The sequence below is a fragment of the Scytonema hankhaensis NUACC26 genome (genome assembly GCF_045865695.1).
Lineage (GTDB): Bacteria > Cyanobacteriota > Cyanobacteriia > Cyanobacteriales > Nostocaceae > Scytonema.
Map to the genome: position 1 here is coordinate 1 of NZ_BAACAP010000134.1, position 25,308 is coordinate 25,308.

9 protein-coding genes are annotated in these 25,308 nt (G+C 38.6%); all 9 read right to left on the bottom strand.

The window, feature by feature from the left end:
* On the bottom strand, nucleotides 1-1,128 hold a 1,128-nt coding region (locus ACKTT2_RS08180), incomplete at its 3' end, for a condensation domain-containing protein (RefSeq protein WP_407885518.1).
* Nucleotides 1,129-1,288: 160 nt separating this feature from the next.
* Nucleotides 1,289-2,068, bottom strand: coding sequence for a class I SAM-dependent methyltransferase (locus ACKTT2_RS08185; RefSeq protein WP_407885520.1), 780 nt, complete (start codon nucleotides 2,066-2,068; stop codon nucleotides 1,289-1,291).
* Nucleotides 2,069-2,109: 41 nt separating this feature from the next.
* On the bottom strand, nucleotides 2,110-6,768 hold the full coding sequence (locus ACKTT2_RS08190) for a type I polyketide synthase (RefSeq protein ID WP_407885522.1): 4,659 nt from the start codon (nucleotides 6,766-6,768) through the stop codon (nucleotides 2,110-2,112).
* Nucleotides 6,769-6,955: 187 nt separating this feature from the next.
* Nucleotides 6,956-12,115: an aminotransferase class V-fold PLP-dependent enzyme gene (locus ACKTT2_RS08195; protein ID WP_407885524.1), complete on the bottom strand. Its 5,160-nt coding sequence runs from the start codon at nucleotides 12,113-12,115 to the stop codon at nucleotides 6,956-6,958.
* Nucleotides 12,112-14,871, bottom strand: a complete 2,760-nt coding sequence (locus ACKTT2_RS08200) for a non-ribosomal peptide synthetase (RefSeq protein ID WP_407885526.1) — start codon at nucleotides 14,869-14,871, stop codon at nucleotides 12,112-12,114. The genes ACKTT2_RS08195 and ACKTT2_RS08200 overlap by 4 nt, the downstream gene beginning before the upstream one ends.
* Nucleotides 14,872-15,102: 231 nt before the next feature.
* Nucleotides 15,103-16,365, bottom strand: a complete 1,263-nt coding sequence (gene ectB, locus ACKTT2_RS08205; protein WP_407885528.1) for a diaminobutyrate--2-oxoglutarate transaminase — start codon at nucleotides 16,363-16,365, stop codon at nucleotides 15,103-15,105.
* A gap of 71 nt (nucleotides 16,366-16,436) precedes the next feature.
* Nucleotides 16,437-17,318, bottom strand: coding sequence for a cupin-like domain-containing protein (locus tag ACKTT2_RS08210; protein ID WP_407885530.1), 882 nt, complete (start codon nucleotides 17,316-17,318; stop codon nucleotides 16,437-16,439).
* A 117-nt stretch (nucleotides 17,319-17,435) separates the two neighbouring features.
* The gene (locus ACKTT2_RS08215) at nucleotides 17,436-18,845 is read right to left on the bottom strand and encodes a condensation domain-containing protein (RefSeq protein ID WP_407885532.1); all 1,410 of its coding nucleotides are present in this window, start codon (nucleotides 18,843-18,845) and stop codon (nucleotides 17,436-17,438) included.
* Nucleotides 18,845-24,994: an SDR family oxidoreductase gene (locus tag ACKTT2_RS08220; protein ID WP_407885534.1), complete on the bottom strand. Its 6,150-nt coding sequence runs from the start codon at nucleotides 24,992-24,994 to the stop codon at nucleotides 18,845-18,847. Before ACKTT2_RS08220 ends, ACKTT2_RS08215 begins: the two co-directional genes overlap by 1 nt.
* Nucleotides 24,995-25,308 lie beyond the last annotated feature (314 nt).

Genomic DNA, 25,308 nt, shown 5'->3' on the forward strand with positions numbered 1-25,308 from the left:
GTCTCGTTCGGGTTGCAATTCTTCTACAAGCATCTCAAAAGGCAAATCCTGATGTGCATAAGCACCAAGAGTTACCTCACGGACTCGATGTAAAAGTTCGCGGAAACTGGGATTACCACTGAGGTTATTACGTAATACCAAAGTATTAACAAATAAACCTAGCATCCCTTCTAATTCGGCGCGGTTGCGGTTGGCAATTGGAGAACCAATCAAGATGTCTTCTTGGTCTGTGTAGCGGTATAGTAATATATTAAATGCTGCCAGCAAACTCATAAATAAAGTAGTGTCTGCTTGCTGGCTTAATTGTCTGAGTGCATTAGTCAGGGCTGCTGAGAATGTAAAGTATTGCTTGACACCAGCAAAAGTAGTGATGGTAGGTCGCGGACGATCTGTAGGTAATTGTAGTATGGGTAACTCACCCTTGAGTTGTTGCTTCCAATAATTTAATTGGGTTGCTTTGAATTCACCTTGGATGCGATCGCGTTGCCAAACTGCAAAATCGGCATACTGAATCGGGAGTTTGGGTAAGGGGGAAGGTTGATTTGTCGAGAAAGCAGCGTATAGCGTTGACAACTCTTCCAGGAACACACCGCAAGACCATCCATCTGTGATAATGTGATGCATAGTCACAAGCAAAACGTGTTCTTCTTCACTCAAGCGAAGTAAGGTTGCTCTAACTAGTAGTCCTTTAGCTAAATTAAAAGGTTTTTTTGTTGACTCTGCTGCAAATTGTTTAACCTCCGATTCCCAATCTTTACCAGACAAATGTTCAAGGTTAATGATAGATAAATCCCAAGTTGATTTGGGAGTAATTTCTTGTACTGGCTCTCCATTTACAAATATAAAATTTGTACGCCAAACTTCGTGACGTTTGAGAATTTCATTCAAGCTTTGCTGAAGTGCTGCAATATTCAAATTTCCTTGTATATAAAAAGCAAGGGGAATATTGTAGAAAGAACTCCCGTGATAAAGCTTGTCAATAAACCACAGTCTTTGTTGAGAAAAAGATAAGGGAATATTTTTATAGTCTTGACGCTTGGGAATAATATCAGCTTTAAATTTTCCTCCCTTCCATTTTTCTAGAAGGGCTTTTTTCACAGGTGATAAATTAGAGTATTGTTTATTCATAGCTAATAGTTTATTGAAGAAGGCAGGAGTGTGGAGGCCGAAGGAAGTGCAAGGGTATTAGACCCAATTGGGCAAGGCAAAAAGGCACCATCGAAAACTTTTTCTTCCCTTCTGCCCTCTGCCCTCTACTTTGCTCGGGTGGCGGATAATTATTTACGAATTACGTAAGAGATGGCTTACGACAAACAAAGCAAGGAAAGCTTATTGGGGTATTATCTCCAAAATCTCTGGAATCATATTCATTAATTTCTATAAACCCCGCATTTACTAAAGCCGATTTAATTTCTGAGACAAAATAATCTTTTGCTAGCATAGTAGTATCCGAACGCTTCCAAACTTCATTTATCAATTCAACCGAGGTGTATTTGACTTCTCGTATCCTTTCTTCTCGGTTGTAGTTGTAGTGTTTTTCAATGAATACATATCTACCACTTACATCACAACCATTTACACTTACAGTTTCAAAATCCGGAACCCCCTTACACAATGTCTCACGCCATGTGAAGTCTGCTCCCGGCGTGGTAAACACAAAAAGGCCATTATCATGCATCGCCCCATACACTTTTTGGAAGACAGTTGTCAATTCTTCAAGGTTTAGGAGATGACAGAAAACGTCTCTTGAAATAACCGCATTATAAATCGGTTGCAACTCTAATTCACGTATATCACCAAAGATAAATTTACTTTCAGGTGCGTTTGCTCGAGCGATACGCAAAAGTTCCTCAGAAATATCAATGCCAGTCGTTTGATAACCTCTTATATGGAGTTGTTTGACTATGTGTCTGTGAGCACAACCAATGTCAAGAATATGTGCTCCTTTACAGAGGTGTTGTAGCATTAATTGCTCTAAAACTAGTATTATTGATTCCGCTTCGCTAACGGAGGAGCTATATGCTGAGGCAATAGGATCGTAATTTACTACATTATCGACTAAAGACATAAACTGTTTTTCCTTTCCTATTTATAGATAAAGATTTCAAATCAAGTATTTTGGGAAACTGAGAACAAAAGAACTGCTACTTCTTCCTCAGATAATTCTTCAATTTTTTCCAAAAGAAGCTGCTCAACCATTTCTGCCTGCTTGATAGGTATCATCGCTGACAATAAAAGGTCGCGCAGTGGTAAGTCTACTGGAAATTTGGCTTGTAATCGAGAAATTAATTGAGTTGCAATCAGGGAGTCTCCTCCTAACTCATAGAAGTTGTCGTAAATACCGACTTCTGCAATCCCAAGTACCTCTTGCCATATTTCCGTAATTTTTTTTTCTAAATCATTTGTCGGAGCAACATAGGAATTACTAAGGCTAGGTCTAGAGTAGCGTGAGGATAAATCTAATTGGTTAGTAGATTTTGAAGCCAGAGAGTCGAGGTTAAATGTATGATTTTTTCTAGCATTAATATCTACTGTAGAAAGAATAATTTGAGTTCCTTTGCTTAAAGAAAATACTCGTTTAAATATTTCTACAGTTTCTATTGGGGCAATAGCTAATTCTGACCCAAATACTTGCTCAAGTGTTATTTGTTCCTGGGTTACATTTAGTTGTAATTTATCCCTATTTATAATATACCACGGCGAATAACTATTCCTGTTATGTCGGTTAGTAAAGGTATCTATGAATTGATTATTTGCTGAGTATAAACCTAACCCAAATCCTCCTAAAATGGAAGACAAAGAAGAAAAAATGATACAAAAATCTAACTTTCTATTTTGGAGAATTTTTTCTAAGATCGTAAGTTTACGAAATTGGTTATCAAAGAAATTTTCTAATTCTATTTTAGCAATTTTTGGAATGGAACCAAATATCTGTTCGCGTTTTATGCCAGTTGAATAAATAACCCCGTTAATTGGTTCACAATTTTCAGATGCAAGACTTTGGTGCATTTGCTCATAATTAGTTGTATCTGCACGCAACAACAAAATTTTTGCACCTAATTTCTCTAATGCTAGCAATTTTTGGATTTTGTAACTCACTTCATCATCTTGGGTATGAGTTTCAAGCCATTGTAAGAAATCATCTTTTTCTGGGAAAGCTAAATCCTCAATAAATATGAGTTTTGCTTGGAAAGTCTTTGTTAAATACTCTGCAAGTACAACTTCAATACTTTCTAAACCACCAGGAAACAGGTAAACACCCTGTTGTCTCAATGGTGTTTCTTCTTCAACTACTGACTCCAAGCGAACTGGTTCAAATGTTTGTACCCAACGGTAGCGATCGCGATAAGCAACAACCAAGTCAGACGACAAAGCCGCGAACTCGTTGATAATTTGGTCTACAATATAACTGTCAAAATCTTCTCGCCCGCTCTCCGAGATCTCCGTACCTCTGTGGTTTGTTAAAACAAAATCAATACTCCGACAAGTAATATTTGGATACTCTTGAGGAATAACCTTACATAACCCTAACACTGTTGCTTTCTCTGGGTCTAATTTTTCATTGCCATTGACATCTTGGGTATTGTTCGATATAACCCAAAGTTGTAAGCGATCGCTAATTTTGATCTGACTAATACTCTGTATTAGAAACAACAAACTGTTGAATTCTAAATAATTTTTTGGTTGGCGATTTTCCCGATGATTGATGCTCCATAAATAAGCAATATTTTGGGGAATTTTTTCTAATGATATAAGTTCTTGAAACAAAGTATTGTAGTCTTTCCTTACGTATGGATTAATTGTATAAAAAGCATCATTGAGTTTACTAAACTTTTCCCCTTGCTTAACTGTAATAACATTTTTACCTTGATTCTTCCATACATCAATTAATTGCTCACCTACACCGCACTCATCAACAAAAAATAACCATTGCTCCTGGGTGAATTTTATTGGAGAAAAGGATGAATGAGGGAGCAAAGAGCGTTTCCATGAAGGAATATAGAACCAATCGGTAATATCTTGTTTCTTATCCAATGTTGCTAGTTGGCTGTTTGAAGAAGGTGATAAAGATTTAGCATTAATCCAATATCTTTGTCGCTCAAAGGGGTAAGTAGGCAAAGGCAGACGATGACGCCGCTCGTGGGTATAAAACCCCGACCAATCTATTTCTACACCAAAAAGCCATAACTGACCTAATGTTTGTAATAAAAAGCTAACATCAGATTGTTTCTCTTTTACATGGCGTAATGAAGTTAATACCTGTTGTTTGGCTTTTTTCTCTAAATGCTGTGTTGTTAATGTACTTAAAGTTCTCCCCGGTGCTACCTCCAGAAAAACACCTTCAAACTGCTGTATCAATTGGGATATACCATCCGAGAATCTTACAGTTTGTCGTAAATGTTGACACCAATAATCAGGATTGGTAGCTTGTTCTTGACTAATCCAACTACCAGTTACATTGGAAATAAAACCTATGCTTGGTGGGTTCAGTTTGACTGTTTTTACAGCCTCAATAAATGCTGACAATAATGGTTCCATCATCTGAGAATGGAAAGCATGAGACGTATGCAACAGCCGACATTCAACTTCTTGAGAGGATAATTGCTTTTCTAGGGCTGCAACTGCCTCGTTTGTTCCCGAAACTACACAGGAAGTTAAGCTATTGACAACTGCAATTTGTAGAGATTTTTTATACAACGTCTGTGTATCCAGCAGCAACTGCACATCTTTTTCTGGAAGCCTAATTGCCAGCATACTTCCTGTAGGTACTTGTTGCATCAGCTGTCCTCTTTTTGCCACAATTTTTAAGGCATCCTCTAGAGAAAATACACCTGCAATGGTTGCGGCTACATATTCCCCAATGCTATGACCAATCATTGCCTCTGGGCGCACTCCCCAAGACATAAATAACTGAGCCAGGGCGTACTCTGTAACAAATAACGCTGATTGGGTAAGGGCTGTTTGTTGTAGTTGCTTTGAAGCAGTTTCAGTATCTTCTTCTCTGGGATAAAGTAGCGAGCGTATATCAAGACCAAGGTAGGGTTGCAAAATCTCGGTGCAAGTATCTATGTGTTTTTTAAACGTTGGTTCGACTTCATACAGTTCCCTCCCCATGTTTGCATATTGTGACCCTTGTCCTGAAAACATGAAGATGACGGGACAGTGTCCTGGCTTGCGGTGGTGACTAAAAATACGTTGTGGGTCTTGGCTGTGAAGCGATTTCACTACATCATCTAAGTCTTGGCAAATCATGATGCGGCGATAGTCAAAAGCCCGCCGACCTACTTGTAGGGTGTAAGCGACATCAGCTAGGCTAATATCAGGATGTTGCTCCAGATGGGCAGCTAAATTTGCTGTCGCAGTGTCTAAAGCTGTGCTGGTTTTGGCTGAGAGCACTAACAATTGCCAAGGACAGGAAGAACTCGAAGCTTCAATCACTGGAGCTTCTTCCAAAATAACATGGGCATTAGTCCCGCCAATGCCAAAAGAACTTACACCTGCTCTGCGGGGTGTACCGTTAGTTTTCCACTCTGATAATTTGGTATTGACATAAAAGGGGCTATTGGCAAAATCTATCTCCGGGTTGGGTTTTTCAAAGTACAAGCTGGGAGGTATTTGTTTATGTTTTAATGCAAGGACTGTTTTAATTAATCCTGTCACACCAGCTGCTGTATTCAAGTGCCCGATATTGGTTTTGACCGATCCGATAGCGCAAAAGCCTTTTTTATTCGTACTAGCACGGAACGCCTGCGTTAGAGCCGTGATTTCAATTGGGTCTCCTAAAGGGGTTCCTGTTCCATGTGCTTCGATATAATTTATAGTTTCAGGTTCAACTCTAGCCAAAGCAAGCGCTTCTAAAATGACTTCTCTTTGACCATCAACACTAGGAGCTGTGTATCCAACCTTTAAAGAACCATCATTATTGATAGCTGAAGCTTTAATTACCGCATGAATACAGTCACCATCGGCAACAGCGTCCTCCAATCGCTTCAAGACCACAACACCCAAACCGTTACCGAAAATAGTTCCCTGACCTTGTGCATCAAAAGCTCGGCAATGTCCGTCAGGAGAATTAATCCCTCCTTCTTGATACAAATAACCAGTTTTTTGTGGAACTTCTATCGAAACGCCACCAGCAAGTACAATATCGCTTTCGCCATTTAACAAACTCTGACAGGCTAAGTGGACTGCAACTAATGATGTAGAACAGGTGGTCTGAACATTTACACTTGGTCCTTTAAGATTTAATTTATAAGAAATTTGTGTAGGAAGGTGGTCTTTATCATTGCCTATAAAAATTTGGAACGGATCGGCTAATTTTATAAAATCATGATTAGGATATAAATTTGAAAACAAGTAAGTACTGACATTAGTTCCAGCAAAAATACCTATTTGACCAGTGTAAGTTTCGGAGTCATAACCAGCATTTTCTAAAGCTTCCCAAACACATTCTATAAAAATACGGTGTTGTGGATCTGTAATTTCTGCTTCTCTGGGGGTGAAGCCGAAAAATGAAGCATCAAATAGCTCTATATCTCTCAATACAGTGCCCGCCTTCACATATTTAGGGTCAAGCAATAGTGCTGGTTCTACTCCTGTAGATACTAATTCTTCATCATTAAAAAAAGAAATTGATTCTACACTATTTTGCAGGTTTCGCCAAAATATATCGATGTTATTGGCATCAGGAAAACGACCAGACATACCGATGAGAGCGATTTCATCTTTATCACTAATACTATTAATGAAATTATTTTTATTTTCCATTTTTAGTCTTTTTTTGTAAAGTTTACTTGAGATTTTATAGTTTAGTAGTTCGTTTAATTAGTTTTAATAGGTGATATTAGGGAGGGGGTAGAGGGGGTAGAAAAAATTTTTCCTTACGATATACCCGTCATAATTAATGAAATGAACTACTAGTATCGGCGAATTTCGTAAAATGACCGAATAGCCTTTATTCCTTATTAGATTTATGCTTTGCAGCCCGATAATTTTGCCGAGCTTGTTTCTGACGATTCATTGAAGCTGAGCGATTTTTGTTTTGATGAGTATTTTCTTGAATAAATTGTTGTTTCTCTTGTAACTTAGTTAAATATTTTGCTAAATAGTTGATAGTTGGATATTGAAAAATATCAACTAATGAAAGTTGCTGAAATATTTTTTGCAACTTACTATGAACTTGAACCAAAAGCAATGAATGACCGCCTAGTTCAAAGAAATTATCATGAATACCAACTTCTTCAATATGAAGAAGTTCTTGCCAAATATTAGCAATAGTTTTTTCTACCTCAGTTTGAGGTGGTAGATAAACCGCTTCCAGTTCAGGGCGTACTTGGTCAGGTATAGGTAGTGCTTTGCGGTCAACTTTGCCATTAGGTGTTAATGGTAGTGCCTCTAATAAAAGCAAAGCATTTGGAATCATGTAGTTTGGTAACTTTGATTCTAAAAATTCTCGTAGTTCGGTAATTGTCAGTGTTTGCTCTTCTTGAGCAACTACATAAGCGACTATTCGTTGAAAATCTACTGAGTCTTCCCTGACTAATACTACAGCTTCTCGCACTGCTGGGTGTTGGCTGATAACCGCTTCAATTTCTCCCAGTTCAATACGAAATCCGCGAATCTTCACTTGGTGATCGATACGCCCTACAAATTCGATATTGCCATCCGGCAGCCACCGGGCTAGGTCGCCAGTCCGATATAATCTTGCTTCTGCTACAGTTTTAGTTTTATCATTGTCCTTTGTAAACGGGTTGGGGATAAACTTTTCCTGCGTTAACTCGGGCAGATTCAAATACCCTTGTGCCAGTCCATCTCCTCCTACATATAGCTCACCCGTAACACCTGTCGGAAGAAGACTGCCATACTTGTCCAGGATGTAAATTTGCGTGTTTGAAATCGGTTTTCCAATCGGAATCGTATTTTTTTTCAAATATTCTTCTAGAGCTTCTCCCATATCTGTTTTTAGATCGTCCGCCAACTGCAACTGTATCGCTTCTTTATACTCCACAGCAGCTTCTGTATCACCTTTTTCTTTACTTCTTGCTTCAATTTGATTTGCAATTCTTAGTTGATCCTCAAGAACACAATGTAAATCTGTAGCAGTCGTATTCGGATTAGATAAAACAGCCCGAAATACAACGATTTCTTTGTCCTTACCATAAGGACTGTCCACCTGAGTAGTCTTGGATACAAAGGTCAGTCCTTGTTCAAACTGTTCTTTTTGTATTTGTGTATTTAGTTGATTAATTCTTTGGATATCATAGTCCCTCAAAGATTTTTGTGTTGCTTTTGCTCTTAAATCCTCAGGAACATATCGATAATTAACGATATTTAAGGCTGGTTCCATTATGAGTTCAAATGGTTCCAATTGCTCAATAAGTCTAGAAAAATATTGGGCTTTCTCTATGCCATTGTTAATCAGAATCTCGTATCCCTTTTTACCTATAATATGAAGTGCTCCGTGTAAGCATAGGGAAATCGCCGAACGTGACCCCTCAATCGTGAACCGTCCCACATCGAATGTATCTCGCTGAGCCTGGTAACGGGCTGTGGTTTCGGCAAAGTTTAACATCTGCGGATCTTTAAACAAACAAACGCTAATACCTTGGGGTAGGTATAACTGTTTATGCCCACAAATAGTTATAGAATCAGCTTTGTTGATTCCCTTCAATTTTCCTTTATGCTTGTCGGAAAATATTGTCGCACCACCCCAAGCAGCATCCACATGAAAATGAATGCCGAATTCCTGCGCGATACCGCCCATTTCAAATAAAGGATCGATTTCACCAGTTTCTGTTGTTCCAGCGATGCCTACAATAGCTAGGATGTACAGCTTACTTTTCCTGCATTCGCGGATTTTTTCTTTAAGCAGATTGAGATTTAACTTACCGTCATCAGTACTGTCAATAAAAACAATGTTGTCTGTCCCCAGACCTAACATCGAAGCTGCTTTATTGAGAGAATAATGCATTAGTCGAGAGCCGATGATGACGATATCGTCATATCCCTTTTTACTCAGAACCTTGTAAAGGCTTTCTTTTGATAACTCCCAAGAATTTTTTTTGCTTAACAATCCCGAATTTCGCGCACATAATAAGGCGCTGATATTTGCCGTTGTACCGCCAGTTGTTATGATACCCAGATTTCGATTTTTCTGTTGAATATTTTCCTCGTAAAATTCACCTGAAAATCCATAAACAAGACGATGCAACATGGCGATCGCCTCTCTTTCCAAAAATATCAAAGACTTTGATGTCTCAATTTTCACCAGATTTTGGTTCAATTGCGAGATCATCTTGCTCATATCGTGCATAAAATCAGGCAAAGCGGATGTCATATGCCCAATGTATGTAGGAGACCCCGTGTCGATTGTATATGGAAGCACCTCCTCGGACAATTTATCGTAATAGTCGTCAACTGTGATAGGATATAGGGGCAACTCGCTGCGTTGAAATTTTGTAGCTAGCGTTTCTGGACTCACGCTAGGCTTCGTAAAAGGTTTCTGGTGAACCTCAATAACCTGGTTTTGGGTTGCATCACGAACAACTTTTGGCTTGAAATATTGCAGTATTCTTTGGCGCGTTTCCCAAAAATTAACTTCAAAGCATGTAACATCAGCGGCAACTTCTGAAGAGCCGTAGAGATTGAACAATCTTGCAGAGGTAAGTTTCTGGTGAAATGCCTCAGCCAACTTTAGTGGCAGGGCTTCACCACTGCAAAAGACATATTTGAGATACTGAAGTTTTGTCATTTGTTGGGGCGCATTGTCCAGCATCGCTTTGAGCAGGGATGGAACGACAACAATTCTAGTTATCTTTTTATCGCTCAACAGGCTCATTAACTGGGGAATATCACTCCGTATATTATCTGGAACGACCACCAGGGGAATCCCTTTCAGAAGGGGAGAAAATATTTCCGCAACGTGATCGACGAAATTTATGGAAGTTTTCTGAATACAAACCTCATCTGCCGCAAATGGTAACGTTTCCCACATCCAATGCAAGCGATTGACAATGCCACGAACCGTGCCGAGAACGGCTTTGGGTTTTCCGGTGGAACCGGACGTATAAATTGCATATGCTAGGTTATTCTGTGTTGTTTGACGATTTAAATTTTCAACGCTTTCTCTTCCAATGGCATCCCTATCCCTATCTAAACAAACGATATGGGCGTGTTGAGAAGAAATCTTTTCGGTCAGAGACTCCTGAGTCAACAAGATATGCACATTGGAATTTTCTAGCATGAACGACAATCGTTCTTGCGGATAGTTCGGATCTAACGGCACATATACGCCATTAGCTTTGAGAACAGCCAGCAAGCTCACCACCTGCTCCAAGGATGGCTCAAAACAAATTCCCACCAACACTCCCGAACTAATTTTGAGAGACTGTAAATAATGCGCCAGTTGATTTGCCCATTGGTTCAACTGCCGATAGGTTAGCTGTTGGTTTTCAAAAACCAGCGCGATCGCATCTGGCGTTTTCTCTACCTGGGCTTCAAATAATTCGTGGATACATAGAAGGGGATATTGCACTTCTGTGTCATTCCACTCCTGCAGCAATTGATGCTGCTCAGATTCTGTTAACAATGGTAATTCTGACAAACGCTGTTGTGGATTGGCCACAATTCCAGAGAACAACGTTTGTAAATGACTTGCCATTCTTTGTATAGAACTTTCCTCAAATAAATCCGTATTGTATTCTAAACTTCCAACCAGTCCCTCCTCTGTTTCACTCATGTAGAGAGTCAAATCAAACTGGGCAGTACCACTATCACTTTCCAAGGAAGTTAAAGTTAAACCGGGCAACTCTAAGGCAGACATCGGTGCATTTTGAAGCACAAACATCACTTGAAATAGTGGTGTATGGCTCAAGTCTCGCTGTGGTTGCAGTTGCTCAACTAACAACTCAAAAGGCAAATCCTGATGTGCATAAGCTCCTAGTGCTACTTCCCGTACCCGTTTGAGTAGCTCTTCAAAGCTGGGATTTCCTGCCAAGTTAGTTCTCAACACCAGGGTATTGACAAAAAATCCAATTAATCCTTCTATCTCCGCCCGATTGCGGTTAGCAATTGGCGAACCGACCACAATATCTTCGCTAAGAGTATAACGTCCTAGCAGTATTTGGAAACCAGCCAGCAGAGTCATAAATAAAGTACTTCCCTGCTGCTGGCTCAATTTATTTAGGGCAGCGGATAATTTTGGAGATAAATTAAATGAGTAGGTCGTACCCCGGAATCTCTGAATTACTGGTCTTGGATGGTCTGTGGGTAACTCTAATATTTTTGGTGCATTCTCTAAATGCTTAAGCCAATAAGATATTTGAGTTTCCTTGACTTCTCCTTGCAACCATTGTCGTTGCCAAGCCGCGAAGTCTACATACTGTATTGGGAGTACAGGCAATGGTGAGGGTTGCCCATTACAGAAGGCTTGATAAAGCGTTGCCAACTCCTGCACCAGTAAACCCGTTGACCAACCGTCAGAGACGATGTGGTGCATTGTCAGTAGCATGATGTGTTCTTGTTTGCCAAGACGTAATAGTTTCACTCTCAGTAACAAATCACCTTTCAAGTCAAAAGGTTTTTGTGCTTCTTGTACCGCTTGTTGTTTGACTTCCGCTTGTTGTTGACTTGCAGATAACTCGCTAATATCGAATATTGACAACGTTAAGGGCTTTTCTTCAAAGATGACAGCTACTGCTTGCCCTTCTTTTGTTTGGAAATTGGTTCGCAACGCTTCATGGCGACTTATAATTTCGTTAAAACTTTGTTGTAGTGCCTCTACATTTAATTGTCCTTGTAGGCGAACAGCAGCAGGAAGATTGTAGAATGGACTATCTGGTTCTAATTGAACTAAGAACCATAACCTCTGCTGGGCAAATGATAGCGGTAGATTTTCCTGCCGTTTTACTGAGCGAATAGGTTGCTTATCAGCAACTAAAGCTACATTATTATTGCGTATAAAAGCAAGGATATCTTCTTTGCGTTCAGCTAATTCTGCTTTGATAACTGGTGTCAGCACATCTTTTGGAGCGCTACAGCGTAAGCGATTCTCTTCAACCCAGAGCTTGACATTCAGACTGCCAAGGTAAGACAAAAACTCTTTAATAGTTTTCATAATTCTATCTCCTCGCGGTCGTTGTCTACCCCATCTGTAGAAACAAGCTGTAGTTGTTGAACCGTAAGCATCTTCTCGATCCGTTCTACTAATTGAGCCACTGTAGGTGCTTCAAACAAACTGCGTAAAGGTAACTCTATCTTAAATGCTTCCCGCAACCTAGAAATAGCTTGGGTCGCCAGTAGAGAATGTCCACCCAAATCAAAGAAGTTATCGTGGATACCTATACGCTCTTGCTTTAGTATCTGACTCCAAATGTCAGCAACTATCTCCTCTGCGGGAGTACGGGGTGCAACGAAGCCAAATTCAGATTCATTCTTGAAATTTGGTACAGGTAATGCATGGCGATCTACTTTACCACTGGGACTTAGAGGCAATGCTTCAAGCAGTACAATCGCAGAGGGGATCATATGCCCTGGTAGCTTTTCTTTAAGTGAATCGCGTAACTGTTGGACTAGTTCGTTACTAGTTGGGTCATCTTGATGAAACTCAGGGCTAGGAACAACATAAGCGACTAAGCGTTTATCATCAGGGTTCTCTTCTCTAACTACAACTACGGCTTCCCTAACAGCTCGGTGCTGACCCAAGAACGTCTCGATTTCTCCAAGCTCGACGCGGAAGCCACGAATCTTTACTTGATGGTCAATACGTCCGAGGAATTCAATATTCCCATCGGTCAGCCATCTTCCTAAATCTCCAGTTTTGTAGATTAAATCTTTGCGATTACCAGGTAAGCTATTTCTGGTTTCTGTAAACGGGTTAGGAACAAAGCTTAAATTGGTTTTTTCTTCATTCTTCCAGTACCCATCACCCACACCAATTCCCGATACGCAAATCTCTCCTGGAGCACCAATAGGTAATAATTTCATTTCAGAATCCAGAATATAGAGATTTAAGTTTGCTAATGGTTTACCAATTGGAACTGTCCGTTGGTTTTCTGAAAAAGGCTTGTCAACGATAAACTGGGTGATATCATCAGCAGCCTCGGTGGGACCGTAAGCATTAGCAATTTTGATTTCGGGATAAATCTCAAGCCACCTATTTACCCAACTGACTGATACTGGTTCCCCTACAACCATCATCCATTTCAAACATGGTAATTCTCTTTCGTAAATTGGTAGCCCTGAAGTATATTCAAGTAAGCCTCCAAATAATGCTGGTACTAATTCAACAACTGTAATTTTCTCTGATTTCAGTACTTTAAATAGTTGTTTAGGAATAGCAACAGTTTCAATATCTACTATAACTGTCTTTCCACCGATTAAAAGTGGTGCCAAAAATTGCCAGACAGAAATATCTGTTGAAGAAGGGGCACTTTGGAGAAAACAAAATTCCTCCTTTAACTCCAACTCATCAAATTGGGCATAAATATGATTAACTGCACCATCATGCCTAACAATTGCCCCCTTTGGTAATCCTGTGGAACCGGAGGTATAGAGCATATAAGCTGGGTCAATAGCATCATTTATTTGCGCTAAATTCTCTTTTGGAAGGTTACTAAAAACAAGTTTATCGTATATTGCTAATTCTTGGTTCTGGGCAAGCTGTATATTTTCGGAAATAACCTCATCTAAACAGATAATAGAGCTTAATTGAGAACAGTTATCTATTAAGTCTTTGAGAACATTTAATAATGAAAAGTCAGTTAAGAGAAACCTAACTTTGCTATTAGATAACATATATTCAATTCTATTAGACGGATAAGTACTATCAATAGGTACGTAAGCTCCACCTGCCTTATATATAGCGAGAATAGCTATAAGAAAATTTAGATCGCGGTCTTTAAATACGCCAACAAATTCACCTTTGGTGACTCCTAATTTCCGCAACATGACAGCTAACTGATTAGCTTTCTCATTGAGTTCTTGATAAGTTAATTTATTTGTTCCATGAACTACAGCTATATTGTTAGGGGTTTTATCTACATGCTCTTCAAATAAGTCATTTATTGTTTGTGTAATTGGATACTCTTGAATATTGCTATTATACTGTTTAAGTAGTTTATATTTATCGGAGTCCTTTAAGAAAACAACATCTGATATTTTTATAGCAATATTGCTAATAATACTTTCAATCACATTTATGTAGTAATGACTCATTAATTTAATATTTTCATCATGAAAAATGAAATCACTATATTCAATTGAGCCACTAATAGCGTCATTCTCTATAATAAAAGAAACTGTAATATCGTTATTAATTTTTGCTAACTCAGTTTTACTATGAATATTTTCTAATAAGACGACTATATCAAAAATTGGATAGCGGTTCTGGCTTTGTGGCAAATTTAATAATTTAATTAACTCATCAAAACAATAATCCTGATGGCTGTATGCTTTAATGACAGTATCTTTGACTTGAATGAGAAAATTTTTAAATGTCATTTCATGACTTAGCTGAGTACGTAAGGGAATAACCTTAGCATCATTTAAATAATCCAGATTTATTCCATCTATTTTTTTATAAACTGGTATTCCAACGATAAGGTCATTATTCCTAGTATACTTTTGCAGTAGGATCTTGAATGCCGATAAAAGCATTAAGTAGACTAAAAAGTAAGAACCTTTAGTTGACTTGATGATTGCTTGAGATAAGTCATTAGGTAATTCAAAATTCAGGCTTTTATTTTTCTCACTATACTGTAGTGGTCTAACATAATCCTGTATAAGATTCGTTTCCGGTAATTCTCCGGAGAGTTGGTTTAACCAGTAAATTTTTTGAGAAAATAACTCTTGAGGTTCTAATGTTGTAGTCATAATTTTTCCCTGATTTAAGTTGGTTATTCTAGCCAAACTAGTATAACAATATCAGACTTGAAGTTTTGTAAATCAAACAAAATAACTATTTTTAGTGGTGTGTGACACAATGAAAATTTACTCTATAAATCTATGACTCTATGTAGCGTTGCACAACAACGACAATTGTCATTTCAAAGGTAGAAAAATCTAAAACTCGATTGGTATTTTGTGAAATGCCAATTTCTTAGTTTAAAATCTGCTTGACAAACATTCATCAAAAGCTGCTTTCATAATTGAACAACCTTTTTTTAAGGTAGACATTTCAATTGTTAGAGGAGGTAATAATTTAATTACGGTATCATTTCTCCCCGCTCTTTCAACTATTAATCCCTTTTCAAAACAACGCATTGTGATGTTTTTAGCCAAACTGTTACCACCAAAATTTGCCAAATCTATACCCCAAATCATGCCTATTCCGCGTATTGCTATGTTTTCACTAATTAGTGATATTTGTTGAGTTAGAAAATTTTTTAAGAAAAGCTCTTTGAGCTTAACATCCTGTTCGAGATTGCTACTTTCTCTATATTCTAGAGCAGCTGCAGCTCCTACAAATGCTAATTGATTACCTCTAAAAGTACCATTATGCTCGCCAGGTTCCCAAATATCCAATTCTGGCTTAATCAATATTACCGACATGGGAAATCCATATCCGCTTATCGATTTAGAGAGTATGACTATATCGGGAACAATACCTGCTCTTTCAAAAGAAAAGAAAGAACCTGTTCTACCACAACCAACTTGAATATCATCACAGATTAATAAAATATCATTCTCGTCACACAACTTCCTTAGTCTTTGCATCCACTCGATTGGAGCAACAACAACCCCTCCCTCAGCTTGTACTGTTTCAAAGATGATTGCTGCTGGTTTTTCAATTCCGGAGTTAATGTCATTTAAAACTGACTCTATATATTTTATAGTGTCAAAACTTTCCATAAATCCGTAGGGATAAGGCATAAATGTTACATGATTTAATGTTCCAATTGCTCCCGCTCGAATATTGGTATTACCAGTAATTGATAAGCTACCCAAAGTCATTCCATGATAAGCTCCCATAAAGGAGAATATACCTGGTCTTTTTTTGACTTTTCTAGCTAATTTTAAAGCTGCTTCGACGGCATTTGTTCCAGTCGGACCGCAGAACTGGATGCGATAGTCTAGCTGTTTTGTACTTAGTACCACCTCATTAAACTTAGCTAAAAACTTCTCTTTAGCAGAAGTATACATATCTAAACCATGCGCTATTCCATCAGCATCTAAATAGGACATGACTTTTTGTTTTATATAGTCATGATTATGTCCATAATTTAAAGCACCTGCACCTGCAAAAAAATCGATGTATTCTTCACCTGATTCAGCATAAACTATGGAACCCTTAGCCCGATGGAATATGGCAGGGAAAGTACGACAATAGCTTCTAACGTTTGATTCACACTTTTCAAATACATTCATGTGGTTCCTCTCTATTTGAATACTATCATTTGTTATGTTAAAAAATCAGGGAAAATCATAAAAAATTAGTGTTAAGATACATAATTTAAATAGGATTTATAAAATTTAAAAATTATCGAAGAAGGTATTTTAAATACTAATCCCATAGCTATTAAAAAATTATAGTATGAGTTTTGAACAGGCATACCCTTTATACTAGCGGCTATAGCATTCAACGAACTTTTTCGAGTGTGCCAATCGATATTAAAAGAAATTGACATATCTAAGCTTCTAACATGATGTAATGTTCCAGGAGGCATATATAAAATATCTCCAGGATTTACAATGAATCTGATTGGTCTAGCATTTTTATATTCAGGATATTTCTTGAAATCTGGATTTTCTGGATTCACAAGAAACCATCGCCAGCCCCTGCGATAACAATATTTGGCATCTTCAGGTAGTAATATGGTAAATTGTTTGCGTCCAACAATTTGAAAAAAAATATTGTTAGTGAGAAGACAATCGAAATGTAATGGAGTAATACTATTAGAACAACCCAAGAAAAACTGACAGTAACGCCACCACTTGTACCAGTACCATTTTGGTAAATAATCTAAGGGAAATGGTTGAGTATCTTTTATAAGTGAAGGTATTAAGCTAAATAAAGGTAGGTCATGGCAATAGGGTGGTAAAGGATTATTCAGGGAATCAGCTTCATAATTTTCTATTAATTCTATATATTTTTCCATTGTCAGGCTACATACCTCAATTCCCCGCTCGTTAAACTTTTTGGCGTAAATATTCAGGGAAGGTGATAAATGTTTTAAGTATTTCAAAGACCATTTACTAAAGCTGTCCCAGCTAGGAATAACTCCGGAAATTATGACTGGTTTTCCGACTTCAACATAATCTTTTTTAAATTCATCACTTGAAAGTTTATATCTTTTTTCTATTGCAGATACAGTTATCATACTTTAATCCTTTTCACTAACTTTCATTCTCATAGAAATGATACATACACTTAATGAACAGCGTGTATAGTTACGTTTATATTGCTTGTAAATTAAATTACTAAATTAGTCTATCCATTAGCTAATAGGAGCTAATTCCCAATTAAATAATGCTGCTTCTTTTTCTAAATCTGTTGAGATTTTTTGTTGTCTTTGAGTCGAAAATGATAAATCCTTAATTTTAACAAAAGGATTAATCATTATATACTGTAAGAGAATTTCAAAATCTGTAAGTATTCCAGTAATCGTAGCCAGGTCAAATCTACGACAATCATATGAAATTGCCACTATAATTTCTCTTCCTGGATATATAACTAAATTCAAAGGGTAATTGGTTCTGAAATACTCGCCTTTATCTGCAACAATTTCTATATTTCCTTTCCAGCTTCGTGCAGATTGACCTTGTGGAGTGTTCTCAACCACAACAAAAGTTTCAAACATAGGTAAATCTCGGGGTACTTCACTCCAGCCTTGAATTTGTGTAAGTGAAGTGTATTCATGATGACGCACTTCTACTAATTGAGTCTGAATGTCTTGAAGCCATGACAACAACTGTTGCTCGGTATTTAAAGTTACATTCATTGGTAAGGTATTTATAAATACACCTACCATTGAATCTACTTCCGCTAAGTCTACTGGTCTTCCTGTGACAGTACAGCCATAGACGATGTTATTACGACAAGTATAACGACCAAGGAGAATAGACCAGATTCCATTAACTAATGTAGCTAGGGTAAGATGATTTTGTGCAGTAAAAGATAACAATGCCTTTGTACTTGCTTCTGATAACTTAAACTTCTCCTGATCGTACCTTTCTTCTTGTAATGGCAATTGTTTATTTTCTATATACGTTAAAGGAGTCGGTGCTTTAATTCCTGCTAATGTTTGTCTCCAAAAATTTTCAGTTTTTGCTATATTCTGCTCCTGCAACCAATCGATGTAATCCCTAAAAGGACGGTTTGGTGAGAATCTCACTTCTTTGCCTTCACAAAGTGCTTTGTACGTTTGTAGGCACTCATCTACGATTATTGCAGAAGACCATCCGTCTGTGACTATATGATGAAAACTCCAAACAAATTCATAGTAATCATCAGCAAGGCGAATTAAAGTTAGACGCATCAGACAGGATTGCGAAAAGTCAAAATATAACTTGCGATCGCTATCATAAAATGATTTCAATCGCTCTTGTTGCTCTGCTCGCTCAATTTCACGCCAATCATATTGATTTAAGGAGACTTTTACTTTTTTATAGACAACTTGTAAGGGATTATCAATCTCTTCCCAGTAAAATCCTGTACGCAAAATTGCGTGTCTGTCTACAACTTTTTGCCATGCTTCTTCAAAAGCCTTGATGTTTAGATTACCACGTAAACCTATGGGAACGTTAAAAAAATACAATGATGATTCCTTCTCATACAAAGAGTGGAAGAGCATACCTTCTTGTACGGGCGTAAGTTTATATATATCCTCTATATTTTCGGCTTTCATTATGCTTCTTCCTCATTTGATCGGTTGATTTTTGCCAGAAGTTTATCTAAGTTTTGTTGGCTCAATTTAGCTCTGGGAAAGTCAGAAGGTGTATATTTTTCTCCTTCAAGCGATTGACAGTGAGCAATAATGCTTCGCAGAGCTTCAATGTAATTTTCAGCTAGTGCTTCAATTGTTTCTCGTCGATGAAGCGCTGTACTGTAAATCCAATTCATTTGAAGTTGCTCTTGAAAAATAAGTCCATTTATTTCCAATAAGTAAAATTGATTTTCACTTGAACTTTGGTTCAGTATAACGGGCTGCTGGACTACTTTAAATAAAGATGACTGCGAAATAAGTTGGTCAAAATCACCTAAGTATTTAAAACTTACTTGAGGTTGGGGAAAGGATTTTAGCTCTGACTTAACTTCTTGATTACTGCTGATATAGCGAAGTATATCATACCCAGTACCTCTATTTGGAATACTACGCAAATACTCTTTAACTGCTACTAGTGCATTTCCTTGGTCAGACGCCTCTGTTAGAGCCAAAATAGCAGGGAAGCAAGTTGTAAATAAACCAACTGTACGGGATAGGGATATATCATTTACATTTTTGAAGATGTTCTCTCGACTATTATCTTCAACATCTACCCAGAGTTGTTGTTCTCCTGTCCACTTTGCAAAAGCTTGAACTAACGCTGTTAATAGAACATCCTTTATTTGGGTATTATAAGCCTTATTGACATTTTTTAATAAGGCTTGCGTTTCTTTTTTATCTAGAGAAATTGATACTATGTCAGCATTAGCTCCTGTATTTTCCCTTACAGAATAGTCAACAGGTAGACTGCGGAAAGATTTTTGGGCTTTTGCCAGCCAGTAGTCTTGCTCCCGCATACTTTCTGAAGTCTCAGCGTACTCTTGTATACACTGTGCCCATTGTTTGAATGAAGTGGTTTTATTAGGCAAATCTATCGCTTTACCTTGACTGAGTTGTTGATAGGCTGTTTGTAAATCTTCTAGCAAAATTCGCCAAGAAACTGCATCTACTAAAAGAGGGTGGATGGAAATGACTAGGTAGCTACTTTTCGGCAATTGCAATTCAATAAAAGCCACTTTTACCAGCGGTTTTTCACTTAAGTTTAAGTTATTTTCTATTTCTTGAATCGCTGACTCTACAGCATATTTTTGTTCATTTTCTGAAACAGAAGACAAATTTATATGCTCTACCATGACATCTACATCATTGGTATTAGCTTCAATTTGTTGCCAACCAGAGTCTTTTTTAATAAAACGTAGACGAAATACATCGTGGTATTGAATCACATATTGTACAGCCTGCTCTAACACTTTGGGATTGCATGATTGTTGTATCTCCAGCAGCAAAGATTGGTTCAAGGAATGTACGTCTGGCTGATTTTGGGCGAAGAACCGATGCTGAATGGGTATGAGGTATACTTCTCCTGTTCGTAAACTATTTTCAGTTTGTTTAGTTTCAAGCGTGTATGTGGCTGTTGCTAGTTCAGCAATAGTCTGATGCTGAAACATTTGTTGAGCAGTTAACTTTAAGCCTAATTTGTTAGCTTTGGCAATCACTTGAATTGCAAGAACAGAATCTCCTCCTAATTCAAAGAAGTTATCATGAATGCCTATTCGATCTATCCCAAGACGTTGTTGCCAAATTTCAGCTAATTTCTGTTCAGCTTCATCACGAGGAGCTACGTAATCATTCTCCAAATTAGGACGGGGATGATTCTGTACAGTAATATTTGCTGAAATAAATTTCTCTTCTAAGACCGCTAATTGCTCTTCCACTTGGAAGGATTTACTTCTTTCAATTAAGGCTGGAAAATCTTGTGTCGATACAACGAGATGAGGCAAGTTACTTTCTAAAATTCGATGGAAGGCATCAATACCTTCTTGAGACTTAATTCCTAATTTGAAGTTAGTTTCTTCACGTAGAAGCTTAATTTCATCTGGTACTACAGTCTCGACTTCCATTCCTACTTGCCAGGGACCCCAGCTAATTGATACTGTTAATTGACTCCATTTACTAGCACAATAGTGGGCGTATGTGTTAAGAAAAGTGTTTGCTGCACAGTAATCCACTTGTCCAAAGTGTCCTAAGACAGAAGTTTGGGATGAACAAAGCACAAAGAAATCTAAATTGAAATCTTTTAAAACTTCCTCTAGTACTAGCGTTCCCCTGACTTTTGCTGCTAGTACGCTGTTTGCCATGTCCCTTGTCTTAAGTTGAATTATACCGCCTGGAGCGATACCAGCTGCGTGAATGACACCATCGATACGACCAAATTGTTCTAACGCTTGAGCAACGACTGCTTGCATTTGTTCAAGATTCGCTACATCGGCACTGTTAACTTGAACAATAGCTCCTAATTTCTCAAGTGCCAGTACTTTCTCAATCTTACGGCTAACACTATCTTGGTTATCATGGGTTGCTAACCATTCTTCCCACTGTGAGCGTTCAGGTAGTCCTTTTCGTCCAACAAGAATTAATTTAGCCTGTGCTGTCTGAGCTAAATTTTCTGCCAATACTAAACCAATGCCACCAAGTCCCCCGGTAATTAAGTAAACTCCTCCTTCTCTTAACTGAGTTTGACTTGCAATGTCTCCTCGATCTAGCCGTACAGGCTCAAAAGTTTGAACCCAGCGATGATAACCACGGTAGGCTATTATGTCATCCGTTCGTTGTGCAGTAATTTCTGTGACCAGAGAATCTATGAGTTTCTGTACAGGTGGGTTTTCGCAAGAAGAAATTACTATGTCAATAGTACAGCAAGTTATTTTGGGGTATTCCAGTGGGATTACCTTACATGGTCCTAATACCGTTGCTTTTTCAGGACATAAAATATCCTCGCCAGTTACATCTTGTACGTTACTTGTTACAACTATCAACTTCAAAGCATCGGTAATATTCCGTCTTCCCAACGCTTGCGCTAGAAATAGCAAACTCCAGAAGCCCAAATTTTGGGCATCTTCAAAAAACTGATGGGATGGTTCTGTTTGTTTTACTGACCGATCGCAAGGCAAAGTATCATTTGGTGTAACGCTCCAAAAGTGAGCGATCGCATTTGGGTTTAAATCCAATGTGCTCAGTTCTTGCAGCAAGGTATCATAGTCACTACTGGTTTGTGGATTAATTGCGTAAGCGCAATCGCCTAACTTGGTAAACTGCTCTCCAATTGTCACACTGATGACATCATGACCCTGTAATTCTAACTGTTTGGCTACTTGCGAACCAACTCCAACAGTATCAATAAAGACTAAGCAACATAGTTTTTGTTCTGATTTTGATGGTAGATGGGGAGAGCGTTTCCAAGAGGGAATGTAAAACCAGTCGGCAATATTCGGTTTTTTGTGTAATGGTTGTTGCGATCGCGCAGCCAATTTAGCTTCAGGATTGGCATCAATCCAGTAGCGCTGACGTTCAAAAGGATACGTCGGTAAGGGGATGCGATCGCGTTGTTCATTGGCATAAAAACTAGACCAATCCACTTCTACCCCAATCAGCCAAAGGCGACCCAATGTATTCATTAAAAATGCGACATCTGACTGTTGCTCATAGGAATGCTGTAAGGAAGGGAGCATCAGCGATTTAGCTCTATTGTCACTTTCTATACATTGCGATGCGAAACTAATTAATGCTTGACCGGGACCCACTTCTAGTAAAATCGGATTGTCTTTTTGCCATAACTGTTGCACTCCTTCTGCAAAGCGTACTGGTTGACAGAGGTGCTTCACCCAATAACCAGGATCTGTTGCTTGCTCCGCTGTAATCCAAGTTCCGGTGACGTTGGACAAATAAGGAATTTTCGGAGGTTTGAGGCTGAATGTTTTCACCAAATCGCCAAAGGCTGGTGCGATCGCCTCCATCATCACAGAATGAAAAGCATGAGAAGTTTGTAAACGTTTACCAACTAAATTTTGCTGGCTCAATTGTCGTTCCCATTCTTCCATAGCATCTGTGGCACCTGCAATTACACACAACGATGACCCGTTGATTGCAGACAGAGAAATCTTTTCATTCAAGAGGGGCTGTATCTCTGACTCTGAAAGTGCAACTGCCAGCATTGCCCCTTCAGGCAAATCTTGAATCATTTGCGCTCTTTTGGCTACCAAGGTTAGAGCATCTTCCAGAGATAAAACTTCAGCTAGAGTTGCCGCTACATATTCACCTATACTGTAGCCAATCATTGCCGCAGGGCGAATTCCCCACGATATCCACAACTGAGCTAAAGCATATTCAATGACAAATATAGCTGGTTGGGTGAGAAAGGTTTGATTCAGCTTTTGAGTAGCGACATCGGCTTGTTCCTCCCCACGACCTAACATTTTTCGCAAATCTAGCCCAGAAGAAGGAGTATTTTGTTTTTGCTTGCTGCCATTTTCACCATTTCGATTGGGATATAAAACATCTCGTAAATCCAGATCGAGGTGAGGTTTAAGAAGGTCGCAGCATTGGTCAACACAGGCACGAAATGTTGGCTCAGTTTGGTAAAGTTCAAGAGCCATATCAATGTAGTGAGTTCCTAATCCAGAAAACATGAAGGCTACAGAGCGTTTCTGAGTTTTTTGAGTACTGGTGATAACTCGCCTTGGCTCTTGAAGTGCGTTGACAGCATCTTGGATATCTCGGCAGACAACCGTGCGCCGATGCTCGAAAGCTCTGCGCCCAACTTGCAACGTATAAACTGCATCAGCGAGGTTTAAATCGGGATGTTCTCGGAAATAATTAGCTAAATTTGTTGTAGCTGTTTCCAGCGCTGAATTAGTTTTGGCAGATAGCATCAATAACTGCCAAGGGCGAGAAGGGCTGGAAGCTTCGACAATCGGCGCTTCTTCCAGAATGACATGGGCATTGGTTCCCCCAATTCCAAAGGAACTAACTCCTGCACGTCGGGGAGTGCCATTGCTTTGCCACTCAGTAAGTGTGGTATTGACGTAGAAAGGACTGTTGGCAAAGTCAATTTCGGGATTAGGCGAAGTAAAATGTAAGCTTGGAGGTATTTGTTTGTGCTTGAGGGCTAAGACAGTTTTGATTAATCCCGCCACACCAGCCGCCGCGTCCAAGTGTCCAATATTGGTTTTGACTGAACCAATGGCGCAGAATCCTTTCTTTTGGGTACTGGCTTGAAAAGCTTGTGTCAGGGCGGCTATTTCAATCGGATCTCCTAAAGCTGTTCCTGTACCATGAGCCTCTATGTAAGTAATAGTCTCGGGTTCTACTTCGGCTACTATTTGGGCTGTTCTAATTACTTTTGCTTGGGTGTCGATGCGGGGTGCTGTGTAGCTAACCTTGAATGAACCATCGTTATTGATAGCCGAACCTTTGATGACAGCGTGAATGGTATCGCGATCTCTTAGAGCATCTTCTAACCGCTTCAAGACTACAATGCCTACACCCTCTCCCCCCACAGTTCCCTGTGCCTTAGCATCAAATGCACGGCAATGTCCATCAGGAGACGCTATTCCTCCTTCCGTGTACATATATCCAGCTTTTCTTGACGCGTTTATAGAAACCCCACCAGCCAATGCCATATCACATTCACCATTCAGTAAGCTTTGACAAGCCAAGTGAACTGCAACCAATGAAGTTGAGCAGGCAGTTTGAACTGTATAACTAGGTCCTTCTAGATGGAGTTTGTAAGAAACGCGTGTGGTTAGAAAATCTTTGTCACCTGCAATTGTTAGTTGCTGAGGATCGATAGAGTCTATGATATTTTGATTGAAGTAAACATTCAGTAAGTAACTGCTTAAACTAGAGCCAGCATAAACACCAACAGTACCTTTATAAGTTTGTGAATCGTATCCAGTACTTTCCAAAGCTGACCAAGCACATTCTAGGAAAAGCCGATGTTGTGGATCGGTTATTTCTGCTTCTCTAGGATTAAAGCCAAAAAAGGAAGCGTCAAATAATTCTGCATCTTCTAATATAGCCCGCGCTTTTACATAATGAGGGTTATTTAGTATAGATGAACTTATACCTAAAGACAACAGTTCTTCGTCAGTGAAAAAAGAGATTAATTCTCTTCCCTTCTGGAGATTTCCCCAGAATTCATCAATGTTTTTAGCTCCGGGAAAACGTCCTGTTAAGCCGATAATTGCTATTTCTGAACCATTGATTGAAGTAGATGCTGTTGGAACAATCATAATCTCACTTAATCCTTAAAATGTTTTCAATAGACTTGGTAGTTTCAACTATTGAAAAATCTCTAATTTAGAACCATGCCTTCAGGTATGTAGTCCAAACAATTTGAGATTTTAGACTTGTATTTTAGTAATTTTTTATTTGTGAGAAAAATATCAAAGCTAAAATCTATAACCAGACACTGTTGGAGAGTTGGTATTTAATTTCTCACACAAAGCCCGAAACATTGTTTTTTGCGTAAAGCCTTTTGCTGTAATAATTTCAGGATATACTCTAGAGAGAGTGATGAAAGTTGTTTATAAGCGATCGCCCGTGA

Coding starts and splice junctions, on each gene's coding strand:
- ACKTT2_RS08185 (WP_407885520.1), bottom strand. CDS start 2,068: ATGTCTTTAGTCGATAATGTAGTAAATTACGATCCTATTGCCTCAGCA.
- ACKTT2_RS08190 (WP_407885522.1), bottom strand. CDS start 6,768: ATGGAAAATAAAAATAATTTCATTAATAGTATTAGTGATAAAGATGAA.
- ACKTT2_RS08195 (WP_407885524.1), bottom strand. CDS start 12,115: ATGAAAACTATTAAAGAGTTTTTGTCTTACCTTGGCAGTCTGAATGTC.
- ACKTT2_RS08200 (WP_407885526.1), bottom strand. CDS start 14,871: ATGACTACAACATTAGAACCTCAAGAGTTATTTTCTCAAAAAATTTAC.
- ectB (WP_407885528.1), bottom strand. CDS start 16,365: ATGAATGTATTTGAAAAGTGTGAATCAAACGTTAGAAGCTATTGTCGT.
- ACKTT2_RS08210 (WP_407885530.1), bottom strand. CDS start 17,318: ATGATAACTGTATCTGCAATAGAAAAAAGATATAAACTTTCAAGTGAT.
- ACKTT2_RS08215 (WP_407885532.1), bottom strand. CDS start 18,845: ATGAAAGCCGAAAATATAGAGGATATATATAAACTTACGCCCGTACAA.
- ACKTT2_RS08220 (WP_407885534.1), bottom strand. CDS start 24,994: ATGATTGTTCCAACAGCATCTACTTCAATCAATGGTTCAGAAATAGCA.